Consider the following 11,081-nt stretch of genomic DNA (forward strand, 5'->3'; position numbering starts at 1 on the left):
GGTGTTGCCATAACCGGCGCCGAAGTCGGTGTCGATGCTGACGAACAGCTGGTCGGACTTGCTGATCAGCGTCGGATCGAGCCAGACCGCCGTGGCCAGTTCATCCCACAGGGGGAAACCGGTTTCAGTGACTTTCTTCACCATCTGCGCCAGCGGCGTGCCGGACTTGGTCATGTCGTTCAGCAAGCGGGCGCTGAGTTCGGTCGCGGTGGACGGATCGGCCGGCACCATGACGATCCGTTTCCACGGTGCGCGCAGGGCGATCTTTGCCGCTTCCGGGTCCCAGCGGAAATTGAACTCCAGGCGCGGCGTATTGATGTATTCGCGCGCAAACTGTTCCGCCGACTTGGACGGCAGCACCTGGTGCGGATTCAGGCTGCCGCCCATGTAGACGATTTCCTTGGCGGTCTCGGCAAAACTCGGATCCAGGCTGATCGCCAGCGCCACGTTGGTCATCGGACCGGTGGCCAGGATGGTGACCTGGCCCGGGAATTCGTGCACTTTGCGGATCATGAAGTTGGCGGCGATTTCATTCGACGCCTTGGTATGCGGCATGCCTTCCGCCAGTTGCGGCACCACGTCGTGGGCGTGGTAGTTGGGCTGGCTCTGGATGGTGCCGTCCGGCCATTTCTCATCCATCCATGCGCCTTTGTAGACCAGCTTGCCGTACAGCGCTTCCCAGCGCCGCGTTGCTTCCTGCGTATTCAGCAAGGGGAAGGCCGAGCCGGGCACCACCGGTATGTCGCTGCGTCCGATCACTTCCAGCGTGCGCAGGGCGTGCGCGATATTCTCGTCGCGCCAGGTCGAGCCGCTGACAATCGTGATGCCCAGCACTTCCACATCGGGCGACTGGATCGCCATCAGCTGCGCTGCACGCGGGCCACCGACATCGTCGTCGATGATCACTTTGCGCTTGCCGGCGGCCTGCACCTGCACGGGCAAGGTGGCGGCGACCGCCAGTCCCAGCATGAAGACCGTCGATAACAGCCGGCGACGTATTGAATTCGGTTTCATCAATTAGCTACTTTCAAATGGAAAATATAAAAACATGCTGGGCGCTGTCGCCGCAGGTTATCGCAAAAATGGCTGCAGCGCCGACAGGAAGGCATCCGGCGTTTCAATCATCGGTGCATGGCCGCTGCCAGGGATGATCTTCAGTTCGGCGCCGCCGATCTTCGAGGCGAAATAGCGGCCGTCTTTCAGCGGCAGCAAGTTGTCGTGTTCGCCCCAGATCACCAGGGTCGGGATCTTGATCGCGCTCAGCTTGTCGTCCACGGTTTCGTCCAGCAGGGCCGGATTGCGCACCGCGCGGATGGCCCAGGCGTCGCCCTTGGCCAGGCTCCAGGCCAGGCCGTCGCGCAATGCCTGGTCGGTCTGGTAGGAGGGCGAATGAAACACGCTCGCCAGCAGTTGTTTTTCGCCGGCCAGCGAGGCGCCGACGGTGGCCGGTTTGCCAGGAGGAGGCGGCGCGAACAAGCGTTTCATCGTCGCGTGCAGGCCGGCCGAATCGGACAGCACCAGCCGCGCCGGTTTGGGCAGGCTCAAACTCGGGCCGGCGGCAATGCCGCGCAGGGCTTGTATCGTATATTGGGCCGAGATCCATCCGCCCAGCGATTCGCCTACCAGGGTGAAATCGGATACCTGGTTCTGGCGCAGGAATTCGCCGAGGAAATCGACCCAGGTCTGGATGCCGTAATCGATCTGCGGTTTGTCGGAATTGCCGAAACCCAGCTGGTCCAGCGCCAGCACCCGGTGGTTTTGCGCCAGCGGCAGCATGACTTGCCCCCAGTCGCCCTTGGCGCTGCTGCCCAGGCCGTGCACCAGCACCAGCACCGGACCGCTGCCGATATCGTAATAGCGGATGGTGGCGCCAAACAGGAGCGCGGTCTTCTGTTCCGGCAAAGCGGCTGGCGGCGCGGCGCTGGCCGGCGCCAGCAAGGCGATGCCGATCGTCAGCACCGAACATGCGGCTGCCGCTAGCCGCCGCCAGGGTTTGCCGGAGCCGTGAGCGTTATGCATGTGTCTCTCCCGATGGAATCTTGCGCATGCATCCTGGGGCGGCGACTGCGCCGCCCCGGAAGATCCGGCGCGATTGAACTGCCCGGCAGCTTAGAAATTCGACCGGAACTGGACGCCGAACATGCGCGGATCGTTGATGAATGCGGTCCGGTTGTCGAAGTCGATGCCGCCGACCGCCACGATCTTGTTGGTGATGTTGCGGGCGAATGCAGCGACTTCATACTTGTCGCCGTCCCACTTGTAACCTATGCGCAAGCCGCCTTCGAGCAGCGGTTTTCCTGTGAACTCGGTCGAGTTGTACAGGAAGAAGTTGATCTTGCTGCGGTAAGCCCAGTCGGTATAGAAGAACAGTTCGTCGTTGTTGCCCATCGGGATGCCGTAGCGCGCCGTGACGTTGGCGATCCACTTCGGCGCTTGCGGCAAGGGATTGCCGTCGATCGAATACAGCCCCGGCCGCACCTGGGTATTGAGCATGGTGCAGGAAGCGCAGCCGGCCACCAGCAGGTTCGGATCGCGAATCTGGGTGTAGTTGTAGCTGCCGCCTACGGTAACGCGCAGGCGCTCGCTCAGGTTGGCTTCCAGGTCCAGTTCGGCGCCGCGGCCCACTGTCTTGGCTGCATTGATCAGCATGATCGAGTTGGAGCTGCCGCCGACCGCGGTCAACTGCTGGTTCTTGACGTCGAAGCTGTAGACGCTGAAGTTGGCGCGGGCGCGGCGGTTGAACAGGTCGGCCTTGATCCCGGCTTCATAGGAAGTGATGGTCTCGGCATTGGCTACCGTGATCGGCACCGAGGACGATGGCGCCGCGATACTCGGCGCGCGGAAGCCGGTGGCAACCCGCGCATAGGTGCTGATATCCTTGGTCAAGGCGTAGTTGGCGCTGAGGTCCCAGCTCACGTTCGACTTGTTTTCGCTGATCGCGCCCGGGCCGGTAAAGGTCACGTTATTGGCGACCTCGTTGGAGAAATCCTTCTTGTCTTCGGTATAGCGCAAGCCGCCGCGCAGCTTCAGCCGGTCGTTGACGTCATAGGTGAGCGAGCCGAACACCGCGTACGCCGTGTTTTTCTGGCGATTCTGCAGGTAGCTGGTCTGCAGCTGGGTGGTGCTGTCGAAGTTGGAGCTGTTGCCCGCTACGTCTTCATAGAAGTAGTACAAGCCGGTCTGCCAGTTGAGCGGCCCTTCGTTTTTCGACTCGACCCGGAACTCCTGCGAAAACTGCTTGTGGTCGGCGACGCCGCCGCCGGTCTGCACCTGGAACGGAATGAAACCGGGGCCGGTCGGCGTGCCGCCGTCGATGTCGCCACGGCTGAAGTAGCTGGAGATGGTTTCATAACCGGTGATCGAGTACAGCTTGACCTGGTCCAGGTTCCACGACAGGCGGGCGCTGCCGCCGGCGGTGTGCAGCGATTGCGTGTTGATCGCGTTGGTGGTGATCTGGGACGGATCGAAGCCGGCGACAAAACCGTCGCTGCCTTTCTCCAGGATATTGGCGCGGAACAGGCGGGCGCTGCCGGTAGTGGCGCGCGCGTGGATGTTGAACAGGGCGTTGAAGGTGCCGTCCGGCTTGTACAGGAACTGCAGGCGGCCGGCCTGTTCGTCGTAGCCTTCCAGGAAAGGCGTGCCGCCGCCGTTGTTGGTGACCCAGTTGTCGCGGTGCTGCACCAGGGTCGAGAAACGCATCGCCCACTGGTCGCTCAAGGGCACGTTGACCGCGGCTTCGACATTGGCGGTATTGTGGGTGCCGTCGGATACGCTGTAATAGCCGGAGACCTTGTCCAGGCTCGGTTTGGCCGAATCGAACTTGACCACGCCGGCCGGCGTATTGCGGCCGAACAACGTGCCTTGCGGACCGCGCAGCACTTCGACCCCGGCCAGATCGAACATCGGGAAGCCTTTGAGGGCGGCGTTTTCCTGCACCACGTCGTCGAATATCAGGGATACCGGCTGCGAGGCGAAGGTGGAAAAGTCGGTATTGCCGTAGCCGCGGATGTAGAAGCGCGGGAAGGTGCGGCCGTTCGACGATTCGATGTTCAGGCTCGGCACCTTGCCTGCCAGCACGCGGATATCCTGGCCGCCTGAGTTGAGGACATCCAGGGTTTCTCCCTTGAGCAAGGTCACCGAAATCGGCACGTCCTTGATCTTTTCCACGCGCCGCTGGGCGGTCACCGTCATGGTTTCCAGCTGCAGCGAAGAGCCGCTTTGCGGCGCTTCCGTCGTCGTCGCCGGCACCGTGCTGCCTGCGGTCTGCGCCAGCGCGGCGCCGAACGGCAAGGCGACTCCCAATGTCAGCACCATCTTCTGCGCGCAATACATGCGGGCGCGTGCCCTCGCTCTTTTTCCCATTTTTCCCATCCCTCTGTTATCGATATTGATAAATCGAACTTGCTGCGGACTTGCTTGAATTCTTGTTTTGCCTGCATCGCGCAAGGATCGGTCAGCGCCAGGTTATTGCGGCGACTGACCAGAACGGATTCATGTAACGCAAAGACCGTGCCAGAATTTTTCCGGGCAGGAAGAAATGAAAAAAACGGTATTACGATTTGTATCGGAAATATATTGTATACATATGGAAAACAGCTTTTGGCGGCAAGCCATGCGGTCCGGACTGCACATCGCGATGCTGCCGGAGAGCTGGATTTTGGTGAGGAATCACGCTATTTATTGGTGAGGACCGCGCCAAATTAGGGATGGCTGCTTGCGGCGAGAGCCGGATTAGTGCGCGGCCCTGTCTCGAAATAACGACATTTTTTAATAATTTGTATACACTTTAAACAGGCTGGGGCAATGTCCGCCAAGGGAAAGAGTCCGACTGCAGGCGAGCCGCTTCCGTCACGCGATATCGAGGATTTCGGCCAGGTCGACTTCGTGCTGGTCGTCGCTCAGGCGCAAGGCGCGCTCGATATCGAGCAGGTGCTGGTCCATCATCCTGACCGCCTGCGCGGCGTCGCCGGCGGCGATGGCGTCGATCAGATGTTCGTGTTCGTCGTTCGGGCAAGCGGTCTTGCCGGGCGCCTGGTAGAGCGCGATGATCAATGAGCAGCGCGACACCAGTTCGCGCAGGAAGCGGGTCAGCACCGGGTTGCCGGCGCTGTCGGACAGCAGGATATGGAACTCGCCGCCCAGGCGTATCCATGTGGCGTGGTCGCCGGAGTGGAAGGACGCATGTTCTTCCCTGACGATCTGGCGCAGGCGGGTGATCTGGGCGCGGGTGGCGTTGGCTGCCGCCAGCGGCACGATCGCCGCTTCGATGGCGCGCCGCGCGGCGAAGATCTCGCGGGTTTCCTGCGGCGTCGGCTGGGCGATGATGGCGCCGCGGTTGGGGCGCAGTTCGAGGATGTGGTCGTGCGCCAGGCGCTGGATCGCCTTGCGCACGATGGTGCGGCTGACGGCGAACAGTTCGCACAGGCTGGCTTCGGTCAGCTTGGTGCCCGGCGGCAGGCGCTGGCTCATCACCGCCTTCAGCACGGAGTCGTAGATCTTTTGGTCGACAATGCCGCTGCCCCGCTTGGCGGCGGGCTTGGCCGGCGTAGGCACCGTGTCACCAGACTTTTTTCTCATGGGTCCCATTTCTGTTTCGGATAACAAGCCTGTAATCATGCTACCGCAAATTCCTGCTGCCGATCTTGGGGACAGGCCCTACGCAAGCCAGTAGCACAAACCACGCCAGATGCGCCGGGCGCAATGTATCCGTGTCTGGCATGCAGTTTGCTTTTGTAGGGACTTTATGCCGACAATAGATTGTGGTTCAAGTCGGCGAATAACACAGAAACCGCATAGGAACTGATGTAGCATGTTGCTTGTTTTGGCATGCGCTGAATGGCGCAGCAAGGCGGGCGGCAGCGCTGGAATCATTTTGCAACAGTCTCTCATTGGCACAGGCAAAAGAAGTGACTTCAACCATACCGCGTCTGGAAATCGCCCATATCCGCAAAGCCTATCCGGGCGTGCTGGCTAATGACGATATCAATCTGCGCGTTGCTCCCGGCGAAATCCATGCCGTGCTCGGCGAGAACGGCGCCGGCAAGTCGACCCTGATGAAAAACATCTTCGGCACCGTGAAACCGGATGCCGGCGAGATTTTCTGGAACGGCGAGCAGGTTCACATCGCCAACCCGCCTATTGCGCGCAAGCTCGGCATCGCCATGGTGTTCCAGCATTTTTCCCTGTTCGATACCCTGACCGTGGCGGAAAACATCGCCCTCGGCCTGGCTTCCGACGTCAGCATGCCGCAGCTGGTGACGCAGATCCGTCAGACCGGAGAAAAGTACGGACTGGAGCTGGAACCGCATCGCCACGTGCACACGCTGTCGGTCGGCGAACGCCAGCGGGTCGAGATCGTGCGCGCCTTGCTGACCAATCCGCAGCTGCTGATCCTGGACGAACCGACCTCGGTGCTGACGCCGCAGGCGGTGGACAAGCTGTTCGTCACCTTGCGCAAGCTGGCTGCCGAAGGCTGCAGCATCCTGTATATCAGCCACAAGCTCGATGAAATCCGCGCCCTGTGCCACAGCGCGACAGTCATGCGCAACGGCCGGGTCACCGGCAACTGCGATCCGCGCAACGAAACCAGCGCCGGCCTGTCGCGTCTGATGATCGGCGATGAACTGGTGCGCCTGCAGCGCGAACGCAATCCCGATTCCCAGCGCAGCGAACGCAAGCTGCACCTCAACCGCCTGAGCTTGCCGAAAGCGCACCTGTTCGCTACCGAATTGCACGATATCGAATGCGAAGTGCGGGCCGGCGAGATTGTCGGTATCGCCGGCGTTTCGGGCAACGGCCAGCAAGAGCTGCTGGCGGCGCTGTCGGGCGAGGACCAGCGCGCCGCGCCCAACATGGTGATGCTGGCCGGGCGGCAAGCCGGGCAGCTGGCGCCCAACCCGCGCCGCGCGCTCGGGCTCGGGCTGGTGCCGGAGGAAAGGCTGGGACGCGGCGCGGTGCCGGGCATGACGCTGGCCGCCAACATGCTGCTGTCGCACCAGAAATCGCCTTACGTCAAACGCGGCATGATCGATTTCGACTACACGCGCAAGATCGCCGCCCACATCATCGACCGTTTCAAGGTCAAGGCCAGCGGCCCCGATGCGCTGGCGAAGAGCCTGTCCGGCGGCAACCTGCAGAAATTCATCGTCGGCCGCGAGCTGGAACGCAAGCCCGCCGTGTTCATCGTGGCGCAGCCGACCTGGGGCGTTGATGTCGGCGCCGCCGCGCAGATCCACGCCGAAATCCTGGCATTGAAAAAAGAAGGCTGTGCAGTGCTGATCATTTCCGAAGAACTCGATGAACTGTTTGCCTTGTGCGATCGTTTGCATGTCATCGCCAAAGGCAGGCTGTCGCCTTCGGTTCCGATCGAGCAGGCTACCCGCGAGCAGGTCGGCTTGTGGATGAGCGGCTTGTGGCAGGAAACGCCGGAGACTGCGCATGCGTAATCTCTGGCCATGGAAACTGGAACTGCGCGGCACGCCGTCGCGCGCCATGACCTACCTGTCGCCGGTGCTGGCGGTGGTGCTGACGATGCTGCTGGGCGCCTTGCTGTTCATCGCGCTGGGCAAGGATCCGCTGGCCGGCCTCAAGGTGTTCCTGATCGATCCGTTCAACGGCAAGCGCGCCATCAGCGAACTGCTGCTGAAATCCATTCCGCTGATACTTTGTGCGCTGGGCCTGGCGGTATGCTTCCGCGCCAATGTCTGGAACATCGGCGCCGAAGGACAATTCACGGTCGGCGCCATGTGCGCCGGCGCCGCGCTGGTGCTGATCGATGTGCCGGGGCATGCCATTCCCGGCGGCCTCGGCCTGTTCCTGATGATTATCGCCGGCATCCTCGGCGGCGCCTTCTGGGCCGGCATCACGGCGCTGCTGCGCGACCGCTTCAACGCCAACGAAATCCTGGTGTCGCTGATGCTGACCTATGTCGCGCAGTTGCTGCTGATGTATGCGGTGAACGGGCCGTTGAAAGATCCGAACGGCATGAACTTCCCGCAATCGAAAGTGTTCTCCAGCGAATTCATGCTGCCGGCGCTGCTCAGCGGCACGCGCTTGCATATCGGTTTTGTCGTGACGCTGGTGCTGGCGGCCGTGATGACGGTGTTCATGACGCGCAGCCTGCGCGGCTTTTCCCTGTTCGTCGGCGGCACCGCGCCGCACGCCGCGCGTTATGCCGGTTTTTCCAGCCGCAGCGCCTTGTGGACTTCGCTGCTGGTTTCCGGCAGCTTCGCCGGCCTGGCGGGAGCGTTTGAAATCGCCGGCCCCATCGGCCAGCTGCTGCCGTCGGTGTCGCCCGGCTACGGCTTCGCTGCCATCATCGTCGCCTTCATCGGCCGCTTGCATCCGGTCGGTGCGGTGCTGGGCGGGCTGGTGATGTCGCTGCTGTACCTGGGCGGCGAGCTGGCGCAATCGCGGCTCGGCTTGCCGTCGGCGATTACCGGCGTGTTCCAGGGCATGCTGCTGTTTTTACTGCTGGCCAGCGATACCTTGATCGACTATCGCCTGCGTCGCAAAGCCAAGGTCTGATGCATATGGAACAATTCGCTTCTCTCATCGCCGCTTCGATCAACGCCGGGACACCCTTGCTGCTGGCGGCGCTCGGTTTGCTGATCAACGAGCGCGCCGGCGTGCTCAACCTTGGCGCGGAAGGCATGATGCTGGTCGCCGCCATCGCCGGTTTTGCGGTCGGCTACACCACCCATAGCCCGATGCTCGGTTTCCTCGCCGGCGCACTGAGCGGCGTGCTGATGGCGGCGCTGTTTTCCTGGCTGGCGCTGGTGCTGGCGACCAACCAGGTCGCCACCGGGCTGGCCCTGTCGATCTTCGGCGCCGGGCTGTCGGCCTTCATTGGCCAGCGTTTTGTCGGCCTCGCCTTGCCTTCGCAAACGCTGGCCATTCCAGTGCTCAAGGATATTCCCTTCATCGGCCAGGCGCTGTTCCAGCAGCATTGGATGAGTTACCTGGCATTGCTGCTGTGCGCCGCCATCGGCTGGTTCATTTATCGCACGCGCGCCGGCCTGGTGCTGCGCGCCGTCGGCGAATCGCCGGAATCGGCCCATGCACTCGGTTATCCGGTGCGCTGGATACGCTTCGCCGCGCTGCTGTTCGGCGGCGCCTGCTGCGGCCTGGCGGGTGCTTACCTGTCGCTGGTGTATACGCCGATGTGGGTGGAGGGGCTGGTCTCGGGACGCGGCTGGATCGCGCTGGCGCTGACCGCGTTCGCCACCTGGCGGCCGGCCCGCGTGCTGCTCGGCGCCTTGCTGTTCGGCGGCGTCACCATCCTGCAGTTTTACCTACAAGGCATAGGCGTCACGGTGCCTTCGCAAATCCTGTCGATGCTGCCGTATGTCGCCACCATCGTGGTGCTGGCGCTGATTTCGCGCAACCCGGACTGGATCCGGCTGAACATGCCGGCCTCGCTGGGCAAACCTTTTAAACCTGATGCAAGCTGACCAACCACCAAGGGAGATACACATGAAGATTTCACGCAGGGCATCACTCGCAATGCTCACAGCACTGGCCGCGGCCACGCTGATCGGCTGCGGCAAGAAGGATGAAACGCCGGCGCCGGCCGCCAGCGCCACGGCGCCAGCCGCCGCACCGGCCAAGGCCGAACCGCTGAAAGTGGCGTTCGTCTATATCGGACCGGTGGGCGACGCCGGCTGGACCTTCGCCCACGACAAGGGCCGCAAGGCGGTCGAGGAAAAATACGGCGACAAGGTGAAAACCACGTTTGTCGAGAACGTGCCGGAATCGGCCGCCGACGCCGAGCGCGTGATCCGCCAGCTGGCGGTCGACGGCAACAAGCTGATCTTCGGCACCACCTTTGGCTACATGGAAGCGATGCTGAAGGTAGCCAAGGAATTCCCGGACGTCAAATTCGAACACGCGACCGGCTTCAAGACCGCCGATAACCTGGCGCAATACGACGTCCGCACTTATGAAGGTGCTTACCTGGCCGGTGTAGTGGCAGGCAAGATGAGCAAGTCAGGCAAGCTCGGCGTGGTTGCATCGGTGCCGATTCCTGAAGTGATCCGCAATATCGATTCCTTCACCCTCGGCGCGCGCTCGGTCAATCCGAAAGCCACCACGCGCGTGGTATGGGTCAACAAATGGTTCGATCCGGGCAAGGAACGCGAAGCGGCTACTACGCTGATCGGCCAGGGCGTCGACGTGCTGATGCAAAACACCGACTCCGCCGCCGTGGTGCAGACCGCGCAGGAAAAGGGCGTGTACGCCTTCGGCTGGGATAGCGACATGACCAGCTTCGGCCCGAAAGCGCACCAGGCGGCATCAATGATCAACTGGAGCGTGTATTACAACAAGCGTGTCGGCGAAGTGCTGGACGGCACCTGGAAAACCGGCAGCAGCTGGCTCGGCCTGAAAGAAGACGGCATCGACCTCGGCGCCTTCAACCCGGACCTGCCGGCTGATATCAAGACCCTGGTCGCGGAGCGCAAGAAAGCCATCATCGACGGTAGCGCGCCGATCTGGAAAGGCCCTGTGGTCGACAATACCGGCAAGGAAGTGGTCGCCAAGGATGCAGTGGCGGATGACGCTTTCCTGCATGGCATCAAGTTCTACGTGCAAGGCGTGGAAGGCAAAGTGCCGGGCTGACCATGCTGGTTCCGGAGCGGCCTGTTCGCCAGGCCGCTCCGGATGCATGGCCCGCTAACTTCAGGCTTGGGAAGAAAGAGGACAAGCCGGATTTCCCGGTGCGGGACATGCGCCACCTAAGAAATTCTGAAGTGAGCTGTCAGCATGTCGGCGAGAACCTGTCGCCCGACATCTCGCGCGACAGTACCGGAAGCCTCAACCGCGCCGAGCCGCTTCAATCGCAGCGACGTCGATCTTTCTCATCGTCATCATGGCTTCGAACGCACGCTTGGCCGCCGCACGATCAGGATCGGCGATCGCAGCCATCAGGACGCGTGGCGTGATCTGCCACGACAGTCCCCATTTGTCCTTGCACCAGCCGCACGCGCTTTCCTCGCCGCCATTGCCGACAATCGCGTTCCACAAGCGGTCTGTTTCGGCCTGGTCGTCGGTCGCGACCTGGAACGAGAAAGCCTCGTTGTGCT

General features: G+C 62.2%; 9 protein-coding genes. 4 read left to right on the plus strand and 5 right to left on the minus strand.

Going from position 1 to position 11,081, the window contains the following annotated elements; translation table 11 throughout:
- From JWQ61_RS05295 to JWQ61_RS05310, 4 genes are all read right to left on the minus strand, one after another.
- A partial coding sequence (locus tag JWQ61_RS05295; RefSeq protein WP_304359599.1) for a nucleoside hydrolase occupies window positions 1-1,014 on the minus strand: 1,014 nt, incomplete at its 3' end.
- Between the two features lie 57 nt (window positions 1,015-1,071).
- Entirely contained in the window at window positions 1,072-2,019 is a 948-nt protein-coding gene (locus JWQ61_RS05300; RefSeq protein ID WP_304359600.1) for an alpha/beta fold hydrolase, read from the minus strand.
- A gap of 90 nt (window positions 2,020-2,109) precedes the next feature.
- On the minus strand, window positions 2,110-4,362 hold the full coding sequence (locus tag JWQ61_RS05305) for a TonB-dependent receptor (protein WP_304359601.1): 2,253 nt from the start codon (window positions 4,360-4,362) through the stop codon (window positions 2,110-2,112).
- Window positions 4,363-4,848: 486 nt separating this feature from the next.
- A complete protein-coding gene (locus tag JWQ61_RS05310) occupies window positions 4,849-5,577 on the minus strand; it encodes a GntR family transcriptional regulator (RefSeq protein ID WP_304359602.1) in 729 nt (242 codons plus the stop codon).
- 329 nt (window positions 5,578-5,906) lie between these two features.
- Here JWQ61_RS05310 and JWQ61_RS05315 point away from each other — a divergent pair, with 329 nt between their 5' ends.
- From JWQ61_RS05315 to JWQ61_RS05330, 4 genes are read left to right on the plus strand one after another with little or no spacing between them, the layout of a single operon-like run.
- On the plus strand, window positions 5,907-7,445 hold the full coding sequence (locus tag JWQ61_RS05315) for an ABC transporter ATP-binding protein (RefSeq protein ID WP_304359603.1): 1,539 nt from the start codon (window positions 5,907-5,909) through the stop codon (window positions 7,443-7,445).
- Window positions 7,438-8,526 (plus strand): ABC transporter permease, encoded by a 1,089-nt coding sequence (locus JWQ61_RS05320; protein WP_304359604.1) that lies wholly within the window; start codon window positions 7,438-7,440, stop codon window positions 8,524-8,526. Before JWQ61_RS05315 ends, JWQ61_RS05320 begins: the two co-directional genes overlap by 8 nt.
- Before the next feature lie 5 nt (window positions 8,527-8,531).
- The gene (locus JWQ61_RS05325; RefSeq protein ID WP_304359607.1) at window positions 8,532-9,452 is read left to right on the plus strand and encodes an ABC transporter permease; all 921 of its coding nucleotides are present in this window, start codon (window positions 8,532-8,534) and stop codon (window positions 9,450-9,452) included.
- A 22-nt stretch (window positions 9,453-9,474) separates the two neighbouring features.
- Entirely contained in the window at window positions 9,475-10,617 is a 1,143-nt protein-coding gene (locus JWQ61_RS05330) for a BMP family ABC transporter substrate-binding protein (protein ID WP_304359605.1), read from the plus strand.
- A 195-nt stretch (window positions 10,618-10,812) separates the two neighbouring features.
- Here JWQ61_RS05330 and JWQ61_RS05335 read toward each other — a convergent pair.
- The coding region (locus JWQ61_RS05335) for a VOC family protein (protein WP_304359606.1) at window positions 10,813-11,081 on the minus strand (269 nt) is incomplete at its 5' end.

The organism is Collimonas fungivorans (assembly GCF_028292705.1).
Classification (GTDB): domain Bacteria; phylum Pseudomonadota; class Gammaproteobacteria; order Burkholderiales; family Burkholderiaceae_D; genus Collimonas; species Collimonas fungivorans_B.

What these genes read in the sequence shown, in the direction of transcription:
- JWQ61_RS05310 (WP_304359602.1), bottom strand. Translation starts at nt 5,577, where the DNA reads ATGAGAAAAAAGTCTGGTGACACGGTGCCTACGCCGGCCAAGCCCGCC.
- JWQ61_RS05325 (WP_304359607.1), top strand. Translation starts at nt 8,532, where the DNA reads ATGGAACAATTCGCTTCTCTCATCGCCGCTTCGATCAACGCCGGGACA.
- JWQ61_RS05300 (WP_304359600.1), bottom strand. Translation starts at nt 2,019, where the DNA reads ATGCATAACGCTCACGGCTCCGGCAAACCCTGGCGGCGGCTAGCGGCA.
- JWQ61_RS05305 (WP_304359601.1), bottom strand. Translation starts at nt 4,362, where the DNA reads ATGGGAAAAAGAGCGAGGGCACGCGCCCGCATGTATTGCGCGCAGAAG.
- JWQ61_RS05330 (WP_304359605.1), top strand. Translation starts at nt 9,475, where the DNA reads ATGAAGATTTCACGCAGGGCATCACTCGCAATGCTCACAGCACTGGCC.
- JWQ61_RS05320 (WP_304359604.1), top strand. Translation starts at nt 7,438, where the DNA reads ATGCGTAATCTCTGGCCATGGAAACTGGAACTGCGCGGCACGCCGTCG.